This window comes from Micromonospora nigra (genome assembly GCF_900091585.1).
Classification (GTDB): Bacteria; Actinomycetota; Actinomycetes; order Mycobacteriales; family Micromonosporaceae; genus Micromonospora; species Micromonospora nigra.
The window spans coordinates 1,853,191-1,868,271 of record NZ_FMHT01000003.1 but is presented as its reverse complement, the minus strand read 5'-3'; the positions used below and the strand labels follow the sequence as shown (position 1 = coordinate 1,868,271).

14 protein-coding genes, 1 tRNA gene and 2 pseudogenes are annotated in these 15,081 nt (G+C 73.5%); 7 read left to right on the top strand and 10 right to left on the bottom strand.

Annotated elements, in window-relative coordinates:
* Positions 1-92 precede the first annotated feature (92 nt).
* Together GA0070616_RS07745 and GA0070616_RS07740 are read right to left on the bottom strand one after the other, a co-directional pair.
* Complete coding sequence (locus GA0070616_RS07745) at positions 93-758, bottom strand: DedA family protein (RefSeq protein ID WP_091078597.1); 666 nt, start codon at positions 756-758, stop codon at positions 93-95.
* 163 nt (positions 759-921) lie between these two features.
* Entirely contained in the window at positions 922-1,530 is a 609-nt protein-coding gene (locus GA0070616_RS07740; RefSeq protein WP_091078594.1) for a DUF1349 domain-containing protein, read from the bottom strand.
* A gap of 104 nt (positions 1,531-1,634) precedes the next feature.
* Between GA0070616_RS07740 and GA0070616_RS07735 the strand changes: the two genes are divergently transcribed.
* Together GA0070616_RS07735 and fabG are read left to right on the top strand one after the other, a co-directional pair.
* Complete coding sequence (locus GA0070616_RS07735) at positions 1,635-3,287, top strand: alpha-amylase family protein (protein WP_091078590.1); 1,653 nt, start codon at positions 1,635-1,637, stop codon at positions 3,285-3,287.
* Between the two features lie 134 nt (positions 3,288-3,421).
* On the top strand, positions 3,422-4,180 hold the full coding sequence (gene fabG / locus GA0070616_RS07730; RefSeq protein ID WP_091078587.1) for a 3-oxoacyl-ACP reductase FabG: 759 nt from the start codon (positions 3,422-3,424) through the stop codon (positions 4,178-4,180).
* A 78-nt stretch (positions 4,181-4,258) separates the two neighbouring features.
* On the opposite strand, the gene GA0070616_RS07725 is transcribed toward fabG, so the two are convergent.
* Positions 4,259-4,717: a hypothetical protein gene (locus GA0070616_RS07725; protein WP_245712693.1), complete on the bottom strand. Its 459-nt coding sequence runs from the start codon at positions 4,715-4,717 to the stop codon at positions 4,259-4,261.
* Positions 4,710-5,117 carry a hypothetical protein gene (locus GA0070616_RS07720; protein ID WP_091078585.1) on the bottom strand — a complete coding sequence of 136 codons (408 nt, stop codon included), beginning with the start codon at positions 5,115-5,117 and terminating at the stop codon, positions 4,710-4,712. Before GA0070616_RS07720 ends, GA0070616_RS07725 begins: the two co-directional genes overlap by 8 nt.
* A gap of 154 nt (positions 5,118-5,271) precedes the next feature.
* On the opposite strand from GA0070616_RS07720, the gene GA0070616_RS07715 reads away from it, so the two are divergent.
* Together GA0070616_RS07715 and erm are read left to right on the top strand one after the other, a co-directional pair.
* Positions 5,272-6,174 (top strand): Gfo/Idh/MocA family protein, encoded by a 903-nt coding sequence (locus GA0070616_RS07715; protein ID WP_091078581.1) that lies wholly within the window; start codon positions 5,272-5,274, stop codon positions 6,172-6,174.
* A 452-nt stretch (positions 6,175-6,626) separates the two neighbouring features.
* A complete protein-coding gene (gene erm, locus GA0070616_RS07710; protein ID WP_091090162.1) occupies positions 6,627-7,424 on the top strand; it encodes an ErmE/ErmH/ErmO/ErmR family 23S rRNA (adenine(2058)-N(6))-methyltransferase in 798 nt (265 codons plus the stop codon).
* Positions 7,425-7,513: 89 nt separating this feature from the next.
* On the opposite strand, the gene GA0070616_RS07705 is transcribed toward erm, so the two are convergent.
* Positions 7,514-7,705 carry a DUF2795 domain-containing protein gene (locus GA0070616_RS07705; protein WP_091078578.1) on the bottom strand — a complete coding sequence of 64 codons (192 nt, stop codon included), beginning with the start codon at positions 7,703-7,705 and terminating at the stop codon, positions 7,514-7,516.
* Between the two features lie 91 nt (positions 7,706-7,796).
* Between GA0070616_RS07705 and GA0070616_RS07700 the strand changes: the two genes are divergently transcribed.
* Positions 7,797-9,056 carry an erythromycin esterase family protein gene (locus GA0070616_RS07700; protein WP_091078574.1) on the top strand — a complete coding sequence of 420 codons (1,260 nt, stop codon included), beginning with the start codon at positions 7,797-7,799 and terminating at the stop codon, positions 9,054-9,056.
* Between the two features lie 59 nt (positions 9,057-9,115).
* Here the strand turns inward: GA0070616_RS07700 and GA0070616_RS29420 are convergent.
* From GA0070616_RS29420 to GA0070616_RS07690, 3 genes and pseudogenes are all read right to left on the bottom strand, one after another.
* Positions 9,116-10,258 (bottom strand): annotated as a pseudogene (locus tag GA0070616_RS29420) (MMPL family transporter); the annotation flags it as partial.
* Positions 10,259-10,353: 95 nt separating this feature from the next.
* Positions 10,354-11,365 (bottom strand): annotated as a pseudogene (locus GA0070616_RS29415) (MMPL family transporter); the annotation flags it as partial.
* Between the two features lie 44 nt (positions 11,366-11,409).
* Positions 11,410-11,955 carry a TetR/AcrR family transcriptional regulator gene (locus tag GA0070616_RS07690; protein WP_091078568.1) on the bottom strand — a complete coding sequence of 182 codons (546 nt, stop codon included), beginning with the start codon at positions 11,953-11,955 and terminating at the stop codon, positions 11,410-11,412.
* 154 nt (positions 11,956-12,109) lie between these two features.
* On the opposite strand from GA0070616_RS07690, the gene GA0070616_RS07685 reads away from it, so the two are divergent.
* Both GA0070616_RS07685 and GA0070616_RS07680 read left to right on the top strand, forming a co-directional pair.
* On the top strand, positions 12,110-12,895 hold the full coding sequence (locus GA0070616_RS07685) for an isocitrate lyase/PEP mutase family protein (RefSeq protein ID WP_091078565.1): 786 nt from the start codon (positions 12,110-12,112) through the stop codon (positions 12,893-12,895).
* 31 nt (positions 12,896-12,926) lie between these two features.
* Complete coding sequence (locus tag GA0070616_RS07680; RefSeq protein ID WP_091078561.1) at positions 12,927-13,880, top strand: DNA polymerase domain-containing protein; 954 nt, start codon at positions 12,927-12,929, stop codon at positions 13,878-13,880.
* Positions 13,881-14,069: 189 nt separating this feature from the next.
* Here GA0070616_RS07680 and GA0070616_RS07675 read toward each other — a convergent pair.
* Both GA0070616_RS07675 and GA0070616_RS07670 read right to left on the bottom strand, forming a co-directional pair.
* Positions 14,070-14,144: transfer RNA gene (locus GA0070616_RS07675), tRNA-Arg, on the bottom strand.
* Between the two features lie 83 nt (positions 14,145-14,227).
* On the bottom strand, positions 14,228-14,920 hold the full coding sequence (locus GA0070616_RS07670; protein WP_091078558.1) for a winged helix-turn-helix domain-containing protein: 693 nt from the start codon (positions 14,918-14,920) through the stop codon (positions 14,228-14,230).
* Positions 14,921-15,081 lie beyond the last annotated feature (161 nt).

Sequence of the window (15,081 nt, the reverse complement as noted above, 5' to 3'; positions counted from 1 at the left end):
GGGTGGGCGGCGGCTGCGGGCACCACGACCCGGGGTCAGCGGGGACGCGGTGGCCCGGTCGGGGTCAGTGGGACGCGGTGGCCCGGTCGGGGTCAGTGGGACGCGGTGGCCCGGTCGCGCTCGGCGGAGCGGCGGCGTATCTTCTTCACCGCCCAGGACACGATCATGACGACGAAGATCGCGATGATGCCGTAGTCGAACCAGGAGCTGTACCGGTCCACCTGCTCCCAGCGTGTACCGAGCGCGTAGCCGAGGCCGATCAGGACCGCGTTCCAGATGCCGCTGCCCAGCGTGGTCAGCACCACGAACTCGCCCAACGGCATCCGGTTCGCCCCGGCGGGCACGCTGACCAGGCTGCGGACCACCGGTGCCATCCGGCCGAGGAACACCGCCCACCGGCCGTACCGTTCGAACCACCGGTCGGCCCGTTCCAGGTCGTCGCGGTCGACCAGCGGCAGCCGGTCCAACCAGCGTTTGAGCCGCTCCTCCCCGAGCGCCGCGCCCACCCAGTAGAGGAACAGCGCGCCGAGCAGGGAACCGGCGGTGGCGGCCAGGGTCACCACCACCACGTGGAAGCGCCCCTCTCCGGCGAGGTAACCCGCCATCGCCAGGACGATCTCGCTGGGGATCGGCGGGACGATGCTCTCCAGGGCCACCAGCAGCGCCACGCCGAGCGCGCCGGCCGCGTCGATCACCCCCGCCACCCAGCCGGTCAGCCCGCCGAGTCTGGTGGGGTCGACGTTCTGGGCGAGCGGCATGACGATCCTTCGGTGTGGTGGTCGCGGGTCGTGCACTCCTACCCTGACCTGCCCCCACCACACCCGTTCCTGCCCGTGTGCCGGACCTTTCCTGCGTCCTCGTACCGGGCGGCGGCGGAGGGTGGCCACCCGTGATCCCGCACGTCCGTGGTGGGCGGGTGAGTCACGGGTGGAGGGCGGGATCCGGCGGGGTCTCGCGCCAGGCGGTGAAGCGTACGGTCAGGCCGCCGCGGGTCGGGGAGCAACAGAACGGGCCGCCCCGGGCCGGGGCGTCGGGGTCCAGCGGGGCGAGCCGGACCAGTCGCCACGGCTCGCCGGCCACCCGCGCCCGTACGGTCAGGGCGTCACCGGCCCGGCTGGCCCGGACGGTGACCTCCCGGCCGCTCCACCCGGGCACGGGCGCGACCGACCAGTCGGACGATCCACGGGTGACGACCGCACCGAGCTGGGGCTGGCCGTCGCTGACCTCGACCCCGGCCTTGACCCAGGTGTGCTCGTCCACCCGCACCAGGATCCCGGCCTGGTCGAACTGGGCCCGGTAGTCGAGCACGAAGCTCACCTCGACCGCGCTGCCTTCGGGCATGTCCCGCAGCAGCGCCGGACCGTCGTCGTGCACGAACCCGTAGCTGGTGTGCCGCCAGAAGTCCGAGCCGGCAGCCGGCTCGACCAGCAACTGCCCCTCGTCGGTGCGGTCGGCGCGAACGGGCTGGTGCAACCAGTGGCCTTCCGCCCAGTCCACGGTGCGGTCGTCTTCCGGCGCGTCCACGTTCATGCCCGGCACCGTAGCCCGCCAGACGTGTGACCGGACACCCCCGCACCGCCCTGTCCACGCCCTGCGCGTTTGCCGGCCGTGGCGATCGGAGACATAAGACCAGCATGTCTGACAGGTGGTACTCCGAGGCCGTCGTCTACTGCCTCGACATCGACACGTACGCGGACTCCGACGGCGACGGCGTCGGCGACATCCGGGGGCTGATCGGCCGGCTGGACTACCTGGCACGGCTGGGCGTGACCTGCCTCTGGCTGCACCCCATCCACCCCTCGCCCAACCGTGACGACGGGTACGACGCGACCGACTACTACAACATCGACCCCCGTTTCGGCTCCCTCGGCGACTTCGCCGAGCTGCTGCACCAGGCGCAGCTCCGGGGTATCCGGGTGATCATCGACCTGGTGGTCAACCACACCTCCGACCAGCACCCGTGGTTCCAGTCCGCCCGCTCCTCGCCGGACTCGCCCTACCGCGACTGGTACGTCTGGTCCGACCACGAGCCGGACGACCGCCACCAGGGCATGGTGTTCCCCGGCGAGCAGCACGAGACCTGGACCTACGACCGCACCGCCAAGGCGTGGTACTACCACCGGTTCTACCGGTTCCAGCCCGACCTGAACGTGACCAACCCCGAGGTCCGGGCCGAGATCAAGAAGATCATGTCGTTCTGGCTCCAGCTCGGTGTCGCCGGGTTCCGGATGGACGCGGTGCCGTTCATCATCGAGCAGACCGAACCGGGCAACCCGGACTCGCCGAAGGACTTCGAGTTCCTCACCGAGCTGCGTCAGCACGTGCAGTGGCGGCGCGGCGACGCGGTCCTGCTGGCCGAGGCGAACGTCGAACCCGACGAACTGCCGGTCTTCTTCGGCGACGCCGGGGGCTCGGCCAACCGGCTGCACATGCTGTTCGACTTCATGCTCAACGGGCGGCTCATGCTCGCCCTGGCCCGGCAGGACCCGGAGCCGGTGATCGAGGCGCTGCGGGACACCCCGGCGCTGCCGGAGGGCGGCCAGTGGGCGACCTTCCTGCGCAACCACGACGAGATCGACCTGTCCCGGCTCACCACCGAGCAGCGCAACGAGGTGTACGCGCAGTTCGGCCCCGACGAGAACATGCGCATCTACGACCGGGGCATCCGGCGCAGGCTGGCCCCGATGCTCGGCAACGACCGTCGGCGCATCGAGCTGGCGTACGCGTTGCAGTTCTCGCTGCGCGGCACGCCGGTGCTGCGTTACGGCGAGGAGATCGGCATGGGCGACGACCTGTCACTGCCCGGCCGGGAGTCGATCCGTACCCCGATGCAGTGGTCGTACCAGCCGAACGCCGGCTTCTCCACGGCGGAGCCGGAGAAGCTGGTCCGCCCGGTCATCGACAAGGGTGAGTTCAGCTACGAGCAGGTCAACGTCACCGCGCAGCGCATCGACCGCAACTCCCTGCTCGCCTGGTTCGAGCGGATGATCAGGACGCTGCGGGAGGCTCCCGAGATCGGCTCGGGCTCCACCACGCACATCGACCAGCCGATGCCCCCGGGCGTGCTGGCCCACCGCGCGGACGGTGCCACCGGCACGATGGTCTTCCTGCACAACCTGAGCACCGAGGACGCCGAGGTGGACCTCAGTTCACTGGCCCCCGAGTCCGATCTGCCGATCGACGTGCTCACCGACCGCAGCTACGAGCCGGTGGGCAAGCTGGACCGGCTCAAGGTCGCCGGCTACGGCTACCGCTGGATCCGTCTGTGCCGCTCCTGGTCCTCCTGACCGGTCCGCTGGACGGCGACCCCCACGGCGTCGCGCCGCCGGCCGATCCGGTCCCGCGCCCGGATCGACACCGGCGGCGCGACGCCGTGGTGGGTTAGGCTCCTGCCGTCGAGCGAAGTTACCGGGAGGTAGGCATGTCGGAGGAGCAGCGCGTCGCCATCGTCACCGGAGCGGCGCGGGGGATCGGGGCGGCCACCGCCCGCCGCCTGGCCGCCGACGGGATGGCCGTCGCCGTCGTGGACATCGACGAGTCGGCGACCAAGGACACCGTCGACGCCATCGCCGCCACCGGCGGTCGGGCGGTCGGTGTCGGCGCGGACGTCGCCGACCGGGCCCAGGTGGAGGCCGCCGTGGACAGGGTCGCCGCCGAACTGGGCGCGCCGACCGTGCTGGTCAACAACGCCGGCGTGCTCCGCGACAACCTGCTGTTCAAGATGACCGAGGTCGACTGGGACACGGTCATGGGCGTACACCTGCGGGGTGCCTTCCTGTTCAGCCAGGCCACCCAGAAGCACATGGTCGAGCGGAAGTGGGGCCGCATCGTCAACCTGTCCAGCACGTCGGCGCTGGGCAACCGGGGGCAGGCCAACTACTCGGCGGCCAAGGCCGGTCTGCAGGGTTTCACCAAGACCCTGGCCATCGAGCTGGGACCGTTCGGGGTGACCGTGAACGCGGTCGCGCCCGGCTTCATCGTCACCGACATGACCGCCGCCACCGCCGCCCGGATGAAGGTCGACTTCGAGGCGTTGCAGAAGCACGCCGCCGCCGAGATCCCGGTCCGTCGTCCCGGCCGCCCCGAGGACGTCGCGCACACCATCTCCTTCCTGGTCAGCGAGGGCGCGTCCTTCGTCTCCGGGCAGGTCGTCTACGTCGCGGGCGGCCCGAAGGACTGACCGCCCGGTCGCCGTGGGGGACCGCCGGGGGCCTGCCGGACCGCTCCGGCGGGCCCGTCCACGGCCGGGGCCGGGCGCTCAGGCCGGGGTGTCGCGGGTGTGCCAGAGCCAGGCCAGGCCGAGCACCGGCAGCACCAGCGGGATGTAGCCGTAGCCGCTGCCGAAGCCCGACCAGACCGTCTCGTCGGGGAACAGGTCGGGGTGGGCCAGGCTGAGCGCACCCACCCCCAGCACACCGACCAGCTCCACGGCACAGCAGGCCAGCGCGACCCGGCGGCCGGCGTGCCCGGCCCGGGCCAGGCCCACCGCGGCCACGATGTAGACGACGGCGGCGAGAGCCGAGAGCAGGTACGCCACCGGCGCCTCGTCGAACCGCGTCGCGATCTGCAGACCGGCGCGGCTGGTCGCGGCGATGGCGAAGAGCAGGTAGACGGCGATCAGCAGGCGTCCCGGACCGGCGTTGGTGCGTACCGCTGCTTCGGCCCGCGCGCCGGGCCGGGCGGCGTCGCCGCGTCGGCCGGCGGTGCGGTCAGCCACCGAGCACCGCCCAGGTCTGCTGGAGCCGGACCACCACCACGGGGAGCACCAGGCAGACCGCGCAGACGATGGCCGAGCCCCACCGGGTCGGTTCCATCCGGGCGAGCACCGCGGCCAGCGGCGGCAGGCACAGCAGCGTCACCAGGTAGCCGAAGAAGGCACCGGGCTCGCCCGGCCGGTCACCACCGGCCAGGGCGACGAGCGCCAGCACGGTCAACGCGAGCAGCGCCAACTCCAGCACCGCCAGCCCGATCAGCTGGACGCGGTCCGGGGCGCGGTGACGCAGCGTGGACACCAGCGCCCAGGCGGCGACGAGCAGGGACAGCACGATCGAGGCGGTCGCGAGCAGACCGTCCACCGGCGAGCCGCCCACGGCCGCCGCGCTGGTCACCGGCTCCACCCGGCGCGCATGTCGGTCACCGCACCACTCTACTAACCCCCGTAGTACAAGCCCCACCGCAGCCCCACCCACCCGGTCCGCCCCCGGGCGGTGGGGCCGGCGCGACACCCGACAGGATGGACCCACGCCGGCACGAGGGCAGAGGAGGCACAACGTGCGGTTCGGGTTGTTCGGCACGGGACACTGGGCGGCGGAGACGCACGGCGCGGCGCTCGACGCGCACCCGGCGGCCACGCTCGCCGGCGTCTGGGGACGCGACCCCGGCAGGGCCACCGCCCTCGCCCAGCGGTACGGCGTCCCGGCGTACGACGACGTCGACGCCCTGATCGAGGCGTGTGACGCGGTGGCCGTCGCCCTGCCGCCGGACGTGCAGGCCGGCATCGCCACCCGGGCGGCGTCCGCCGGCCGTCACCTGCTGCTGGACAAGCCCCTGGCGCTGACTGTCGCCGACGCCGACCGGGTGGTCGCCGAGGCCGGGCGGGCCGGGGTCGCCTCGGTGGTCTTCTTCACCGCCCGTTACCAGCCGGATGTCGCCGGCTTCCTCGCCTCGGCAGCAGCCGCCGGGGGGTGGCACACCGCGCACGCGGTCCGGTTCGGGTCGATCTTCCAGCCCGGCAGCCCGTACGGGGGCTCGCTCTGGCGTCGGCGGCACGGCGCGCTCTGGGACATCGGGCCGCACGCCCTGTCGATCCTCCTGCCGGTGCTCGGCCGGGTGAACCGGGTGGCGGCGTCGGACGGCCCGAGGGGGCTGGTGCACCTGCTGCTCGGTCACGACGGCGGTGCCACGAGCACCGTGTCACTCACCCTCGACGCGCCGCCTGCGGCGGCGGCCCACGAGTTCGTCTTCTACGGCGACAACGGGGTCGAGGCCGTGCCGCCCGGTGCGGGCAGCGCGGCCGAGGCGTTCGGGGTGGCGATCGACCAGTTGCTGGCGGAGGTCGCTTCGGGCACCCGTGACCACCACTGCGACGTCCGCTTCGGGCGCGAGGTGGTCGCGGTGCTCGCCGCCGCCGAGACCGCCCGCGCCGAGGCCCGCACCGTCGACCTTCCGGCCTGACGGGGGCGGCAGGCGCGGCCAGGGGCACCCGCGGTCGGTGGGCAGGCGGGGCCGGGGGGCAGGCGCGGCGCGGCGGGCGTGCCGCCCCGCCGAGCCGGTGCGGGCGGGCTTGTACGAAACGGGTCGAGTGGGCACGTCGACGTCGGTAGGGTCGGGCGCATGTTCGCGCACGCTCTGATCGAGGTGGCCGGTGCGCCGGTCGTCCTCGGGCCGTGGCTCACGGTCCGCCCCCGCTTCCGGCGCCCGGCCCTGGCCGGCGCGACCCGCGTCTGATCCACCGCCGACCACCACATCGCGACACCCACGCCACTGCGACCGCGCGGGGTGCGCATCTGCGGTGCCAAGGATCAGCTCCGCGCCACCACCAGGGCCGTCCGAGTCCCCGTTGACCGGGCAGGCCCCGACGCGGCCTGTCCGTGCCCGTCGCCGAGTGCGACAGACAGGACGAACCCGTGGCGCCCCGCCGTACCCGCACGACCGAACGCGACCGGTCCCGTCGCGTACTGTCCCAGAACTTCCTCGCCGACCCGGCGGCCATCGGCCGGCTGGTCGACGCCGCCCGACCCGACCCCCACGGCCTGCTGCTGGAGGTGGGGGCCGGTCGCGGCCAGCTCACCCGGCCGCTCGCCGCGCGGTGTGGGCACCTGGTCGCGTACGAGGTCGACCCGGCCGCCGGCGCGACGCTGGCCCGGGTCTGCGCGGCCCTGCCGAACGTCACCCACCGGCAGGCCGACTTCCTCGCCGCACCCGTCCCGCCGGAACCGTTCGAGGTGGTCGGCAACATCCCCTGGTCGTTGACCTCGGCCGTGGTGCGCTGGTGCCTCACCGCGCCGGAGCTGCGCGCCGCGACCCTGCTCACCCAACTGGAGTACGCCCGCCGCCGGGCCGGCGACCAGGGCCGCTGGAGCCGGTTGACGGTCTCGACGTGGCCGGAGTTCACCTGGCGGCTGGCGGGACGGGTGCCGCGTACGGCCTTCCGGCCGGTGCCCCGGGTGGACGCCGGGATCCTGCGGATCGCCCGTAGGCCGGAGCCGTTGCTGCCGGCGGCCACGCTGCCCGCGTACCAGAGGATGGTGGAGCTCGGGTTCGGCGGGGTCGGCGGCTCGCTCGCGGCCTCGCTGGGGCGCCGGCATCCGCGGGCCCGGCTCGCGGCGGTGCTGCGGGCCGCCCGGCTCGACCCGGCGACCCCGGTGGGGCACGTCTGGCCGGAGCAGTGGCTGGTGCTGTTCCGTCTGCTGCACGCCCGATGACCGGCGACCGGGCCGGCCGTGGTGGCCGCTGGTCGGGCCAGGTCGCCGGCCCCCGGCGGGCTGCCGCTGCTCCGGCCGGCTACCGCTGCTCAGGCCAGCATGTCCAGCGCCTCGCCCAGCTCGGCCGGGGAGCCGAACTCCACGGCCGGCAGCGACCGCAGCAGCGCCAGCGCCTCCGTGCTCGCCCCGTTCTCCTGGCCCCACCGGACCAGGTCCTCGCGGGAGACCGGGTAGTCGAGCCCGGCCAGGTACTCCTGCAACTGCGCCCCGGTGACGGTCATGCCGCCCGGCTACCCGCTCAGCGGGGCGGCATGCCGCTCGGGTGCGCCGCGCCCACCCGTTTGCCCCTCGTCGCGACGGGTAGCCGCGACCATGCTGGTTCAGCGGCTCGGCGCACCGAGCGACCTCGACCCGTTGCTGGAGCGTGTCCGGGACGCCCGACTGGTGATGATCGGCGAGTCGACGCACGGCAGCTACGACTACTACCGGATCCGCGAGCAGCTCACCCGGCGGCTCATCGCCGAGTGCGGCTTCTCCTTCGTCGCCGTCGAGGGGGACTGGCCCGACTGCGAACGGGTGCACCGGTCGGTCGTCGCCGCCCCGGGCGGTGCGGCCGAGCCGCAGACCGCGCTGGAACGCTTCGAGCGATGGCCGACCTGGATGTGGGCCAACGCCGAGGTGGCCCGCTTCTGCCGTTGGCTGCGGGCGTGGAACCTGGAACGACCCGAGCAGGACCGGGCCGGCTTCCACGGGCTGGACGTCTACAGCCTGTGGGAGTCGATGCGGGCGATCTTCGACTACGTCGGCGAGGAGGACCCGGCGTCGCTGGAGGCCGCCCAGGACGCGTACCGGTGCTTCGAGCCGTACGGCAAGCGGGTCGAGGAGTACGGCACCGCCAGCCGGTTCGTCTCCGCCCGCTGCGAGGAGGAGGTGATCCGCCTGCTGACCCGGACCCGGGAACACGCCGCCGTCGACGGGCCCGCCGCCTTCGCGGCCTGGCAGAACGCGGAGGTGATCGCCGGCGCGGAGCGCTACTACCGGACGATGGTGGGCGGCGGCCCGGAGTCGTGGAATGTCCGCGACACCCACATGGCCGACACTCTGGACCGGCTGCTGAGCCGCCACGGCCCCGGCGCCCGGGGGATCGTGTGGGCCCACAACACCCACGTCGGGGATGCGCGGGCCACCGACATGGCGGCCGACGGGATGGTCAACATCGGCCAGTTGGCCCGGGAACGGCACGGCTCGGACGCGGTCGTCCTGGTCGGCTTCGGCTGTTGGCGGGGAACGGTGACCGCCGTGCCCCGGTGGGGCTCACCGGCCGAGGCCATGCTGGTGCCGCCGGCCCGCCCCGGGTCGGTGGAACACCGGCTGCACGAACTGATGCCGGAGCGGGCGGTGCTCGTCTTCGGTGACCCCGCCGACCAGCCCGGCTGGGTCACCGACGCACTGGACCACCGGGCCATCGGGGTGGTCTACGACCCGTCGTTCGAAGCCTGGGGCAACTACATGCCGACCCGGCTGGGGGAGCGGTACGACGCGTTCATCTGGTGCGACGAGACGACGGCGCTGCACCCGCTGCCCGCCCTCACCACGCCCGGTGAGATGGAGACCTACCCGGCCGGCACCTGAGAACGCCGGAGGCGGTCGCGGTGCCCACTCGGGCACCGCGACCGCCTCCGGTCGGCGGGTCAGACGTTCGCGGGAGTCTTCTCGCCGAGGTGGTTGCGCAGGCCCTCCCCCTCGATGTCGACGTTGGGCAGCGCCCGGTCCAGCCAACGCGGCAGCCACCACGCCTTCGCCCCGAGCAGCGACATCACCGCCGGCACGATGGTCATCCGGACCACGAAGGCGTCGATGGCGACGCCGATCGCGAGCGCGAAGCCCATCGACTTGATCACCGGGTCGTCGAGGAAGACGAAGCCGCCGAACACCGAGATCATGATGAGCGCGGCGGCGGTGACCACCCGGGCACCGTGCCCCATTCCGTTGATGGTGGCCTGCTGCGCGGTGTCGCCGTGCACGAAGTCCTCCCGCATCCGGGAGACCAGGAAGACCTCGTAGTCCATGGCCAGGCCGAACAGGATGCCGATCAGCAGGATGGGCAGGAAGCTGATCAGCGGACCCGGGGTGTCCAGACCGACCAGGCCGGCCAGCGTCCCCTCCTGGAACACGGCCACCGTGATGCCGAATGTCGCGGCGACGGTGAGCAGGAAGCCCAGCGCGGCCTTGACCGGCACCAGCAGGGACCGGAACACCAGCATCAGCAGCAGCACGGACAGGCCCACCACCAGCAGCAGGTAGACCGGCAACGCGTCGGAGAGCTTCTCGGAGACGTCGATGCCGATCGCGGTCACGCCGGTGAGCAGCACCTCCGCGTTCTGGATCCCGCCGACCGAGTCACGGATGTCGTTGACCAGGGTCTCGGTCGCCGGCTCCGTCGGGCCGGTCCTCGGGATCACCCCGAGCAGCGCGGTCCGGCCGTCCGGGCTCAGCTGTGGCGGAGCCACCGCGAGGACGTTCTCGGTGCCCTGCACCAGGGCCGCCACCTGCGGCACGGCGGCGGCGGTGGCCTGGGCGTCGTCGCCGGCCACGACCACGGCCAGTCGGCCGGTGAAGCCCGGACCGAAGCCCTCGGTGATCAGGTCGTGGGATTCGCGGGCCGGCGAGCCGACCGGGGCGGTGCCGGCGTCCGGCAGCGCCAGGCGCATGTCCGGGGCGGGCAGGGCCAGCAGCCCGAGACCGAGCAATCCGACGAGGATCACCGGCACCCGGAACCGGGTGACCAGGCGCGCCCAGCGGAAACCGAAGGCGGACCGGTCCTCGGCGGGGGCGGCGTCGGCCGACGCGGGCGTGGCCTGCTCGGGCGTGGCCTGCTCGGGCGCGGTCTGCGTGGTCTGCGCGGGCGCGGCGGGCGCGAACGCGGCGTCGCGCCGCTTGCGGGACAGCACCCGCCGGCCGGCGAAGCCGAGCAGGGCCGGCTGGAGGGTGAGGGCGACGAGCACGGCCACGGTCACCGTGCCGGCGGCGGCGAGACCCATCACGGTCAGGAACGGGATGTTCACCACAGCGAGACCGGCGAGGGCGATCACCACCGTCGCACCGGCGAACGTGACGGCGGAGCCGGCCGTGCCGACCGCGCGGCCGACCGCCTCGTCGGCGGGGAGCCCTTCGAGCAGGTTCTGCCGGTAGCGCGAGGTGATGAACAGTGAGTAGTCGATGCCGACCGCCAGGCCCAGCATCAGGGCCAGGATCGGGGCCGTGCTGGTCAACTCGACCACGCTGCTCAGGGTGAACAGGCCGGCCATGCCGACACCGACGCCGATCAGCGCGTTGAGCATCGTCATCCCGGCAGCCACCAGTGAGCCGAAGGTCACCACCAGCACCAGGAGGGCCACCGCGACGCCGATCGCCTCGGTGGAGCCGACCTCCGGCTCGGTGTTGAGCACCTCGCCGCCGGGAGCCACCTGCCAGCCCTGGGACTCGGCCTGGCCGCCGATCTCCTCGTACGCGTCGCGCTGCTCGTCGGTCAGCTCGTCGGCACCTCCGGCGAACTGCACCTGGACCAGCGCGTACCGGGCGTTCGGGGAGATCGCGCCGACCTGGAACGGGTCGACGGCACCGACGACGCCGGGCAGCGCGGCGGCTTCGGCGATGATCCCCTGGACCACCGCCTGCCCCTCGGGAGTGCCGAGCTGGCCGTCGGCCGGTGCCTTGACCGCGATCGTGCCGGTGGCGCCGCTGGCCGCCGGGAACTGCTCGGCGAGCAGGTCGAGGGCGCGCTGGGACTCGGTGCCGGGCATCGTGAAGTTGCTCGCCGTCGGGCCGCGCAGCGTCGCCGCCGCCAGGCCGAGCCCGACGAGTACGACGAGCCAGAGCACGGCGACGAGTCGCCGCCGGCGCATCGAGCCCCGGCCGAGCCGGTAGAGCAGGGTCGCCATGAACGTTCCTTGTCCTCGGTCGTGGGTGGATTGGGTGGGACGGGTCAGTCGGGGGTGTCCAGTGCCCGTCGTACGAGCGTGAGCAGCGCGTCGCGCAGTTCGGTGTCGCCGACGTCGGCGAACTCGGCACAGGCTTCGGAGATGCCGGCCAGCAGCACCAGCGCGGCGACCCGGGCGGGCAGCCGGTCGGTGTGCCCGGCCAGGGCGTCCTGCAACCGTTCCGCGATCCGCTGGATGTGCGCGAAGGCGGGCTGTCGCAGCAGTTCGGGGAACTCGCCGCGCAGCAGCGCGATCTCCCGCCGGAAACGCACCGCCAGGTCGACGAAGCCCTCGGCGGCGACCCGCTGGGCGGCCCCGCCGGTCTCCCGGGAGATGCGCTCGTCGAGTGCCGCCAGCACGGCGATGGCCGGGGCCATCAGCTCGGTGAGGATGGCCTCCTTGTTGGCGAAGTGGTAGAGCACCGCTGCCTTGGAGCAGCCCACCTCGCGGGCGATGTCCTGCAACGAGGTCCCCCGGTAGCCGGTCACGGCGAACCGCCGTGCCGCTGCGGCCAGGATCTCGTCACGCGTCTCCGGTACCACCCGTGCCATCTGCCGGTCACCCCCCGCTTCAGCATGCCTGACCGATCGGTCAGACCTTGACCGATCGGTCAGACTCCTTCCGTGGCATTCGCCACAGCGGGATGTCCACCGGTGCCGGATTGGCCCTCGGCGGGGGGTCGGAAACCGGCCGAGGATGGTGACCATGACCGTGACACCGACCGGGCAGGCGGCCCGGCTGCGCGCCGCGCACCGACCCGGGCACCCGCTGGTCCTGCCCAACGTCTGGGACCCGGGCTCGGCCCGCGCCGTCGCCGCGGCCGGTTTCCCCGCCGTCGCCACCAGCAGCGCCGCCGTCGCCGAGTCACTCGGCCACGCCGACGGGGAGGCCACTCCGCCCGCCGAGATGTTCGCGGCGGTCGCCCGGATCGCCGGGGCGGTCACCGTCCCCGTCACCGCCGACCTGGAACGGGGGTACGGGCTGCGCCCCGACGAACTGGTCGGGCGTCTGCTGGAGGCCGGGGCGGTCGGGCTGAACCTGGAGGACTCCGACCCGCGTACCGGCGCGCTGGTCGACGTGGCGGCACAGGCCGACCTGGTGGCGTCCGTGCGGGCGGCGGCCGACGCCGTCGGGGTGCCGGTGGTGCTCAACGCCCGGATCGACGTCTTCCTCCGGTCCGCCCCCGCCACCGCGGCGGACGAACTGACCGAGGCGGTCCACCGGGCCCGCCGCTACCTGGCCGCCGGGGCGGACTGCGTCTACCCGATCCTGCTGGCCGACCCCGACCCCGCCCGGCGCTTCGTCGACCAGGTGGCCGCCCCGGTGAACCTCCTCGCCCGGCCGGGTGGTCCCGGGCCTGCCGCTCTGGCTGCGCTCGGGGCGGCGCGGGTCAGCTTCGGCACCGGCCTCCACGCGGTGGCCCGGGCCGCCACGGAGCGGATGCTCGCCGACGTACGGGCGGGGGGCGGATCAGCCGCCGTGTCCGGTTGACCGCCGGCGCGTCGGCGGGGAGGGTGGGCGGATGAGCGGGGCGGGGGAGAACCGGGACGGGGTGGCACTGACCAACCTCGACCAGGAGCTGTACGACGGGGCCAGCAAGCGGGACCTCGTCGACTACCTCGACGCGGTGCGGGACCGGATCCTGCCCGTGCTGCGCGGCCGGCCGCTGTCGGTCATCCGGTTCCGGCCCGGCCAGCCCCCGTTCATGCAGAAGAACCTGCCGAAGTACACCCCGGACTGGGTGCGGCGGGCGGCGGTGTGGGCGGAGGCGTCACACCGGGAGATCTCCTACGCGCTCTGCGACGACCGGCGCACCCTGCTCTGGTTCGCCAACCAACGCGCCGTGGAGTACCACCCCGCGCTGGCGACCGCCGACGACCCGCGTCGCCCCACCCACCTGATCCTCGACCTGGATCCGCCGGAGGGGGCCGCGTTCGGGGTGGCGGTGGCCGCCGCGCTGCTGGTCCGACAGGCTCTGGGCGATGCCGGCCTGGCTGGCGCGGTCAAGACCAGCGGGGCGAAGGGGCTGCACGTCTTCGTGCCCGTCGACGAGGGCTCGCCGCCGGAGGATCTGGCCGCCGCGACCCGCGCCCTGGCGGCCCACGCCGAACGACTGGACCCGGCCCTGGCCACCACCGCGTTCATCCGCAAGGACCGGGAGGGGAAGGTCTTCGTGGACTCCACCCGAGCCGGTGGGGCGACCGTGGTGGCGGCGTACAGCCCACGGTTGCGGCCGGGCCTGCCGGTGTCGTTCCCGGTCGCCTGGGACGACCTGCCGTCGGTCGCCCCGGCGGACTTCACCGTCCGCACCGCGCCCGCGCTGGTGACCGACCGTGACCCCTGGGCCGAGGGGATGCCGCCACCGCAGCGGCTGCCCGCCGACCTGGTGGCCGAGGGGCACACCATCCCGGTCGCCCGGGTGGCCGCCATGCACGAGGGGAAGCGCCGGGCCCGCGCCCGCCGCGCCGCCGACTGAGTACGCGTAGCCGCCCGGCCCGAGCGTGCGCGGTCCGGCCCTGGTGGTTCGCCGGCTCCGGGGCTGGTGGTTCGCCGGCTCCGGGGCTGGTGGTTCGCCGGCTCCGGGGCCCGGTGCTCGCTGGTTCGGCCCCGGTGGCCGGGTACGAAGAAGCCCTGGCCCTTCGGGCCCGGGCTTTCCGGCGATCTCTGGTGCCCCCGGCAGGATTCGAACCTGCGCCCCCGCCTCCGGAGGGCGGTGCTCTATCCCCTGAGCTACGGGGGCTCAGCGACTGGAGAAGACTAGCAAACCTCCTCCGCGTACGCCGAATCGGTATGCCGTGGCGCCGGACGCCCTCGGGCGGTGAGTCAGGCGGCTGCCGCGCGGCCGCAACTGGGCAGCGGATGCATGACGACCCGGCGGGGAAGTCGGCGCGGCCACTCGTTGCGGGGCCAGGAGCCGTCGACGATCAGGTGCACGGTGCGCTGTTGCGCGCCGCTGAGCCGCAGCACGAAGTCGCGGGGCAGGGGCGGGTCGACGGTGGGTGTGGTGATCATGAAGCGTACCCGGCCACGGAACGACACCGCGGAGATCACGTCGGCGGCCGGCATGGTGCCGCGCAGCCGGATCCGCCCGATCCAGTAGACCTCCGCGAGGTGCTCCTGGGCGGCGCGGGTGATCGTCGGGTACTCGCTGCGGACCCAGCGTTCCACCGCGCCGACGCACAGCCCGCAGGCCCGCTCGCGGGGTTCGCGGGGGCCGAGCCCCCAGGCCCGCAGGTACGCCCCGACCGCGCCGGCGTCCAGCGGCAGTGCGAAGCGGGTCTGGATGAGCGTGTGCAGGCTCTGCCGAGTCCACAGCTCCTCGTCCAGGCCGAACGCGTCGGGGTAGACGCCACGCAGGGCGTCGATCAGTTCGAGTTCCTGTTCGCGACTGAGCGTTCCCGGCTCGCCCTGCCGCTGTCCGCGACGGACGGCTGCCACCGCCCCGTCACCGCCGATGGTGTGGCGTCGGCACCAGCTGGTGACCGAGCGCCGCGCGTCTCTGAGTGCAACCCCCACGTCCTGCGCAACGAGTACGAATCGCAACTGGTCACGATATCTACGTAGAAAGGTCTCCAAATGCCCCAAGAGGGCAGGAGGTGGCAGTTGCCCCAAGTCGGACATAAGGGCGGGTCGGACGTGAGACCGGGTCGGATGTGTAGGCCGGGTCGGACATGAGC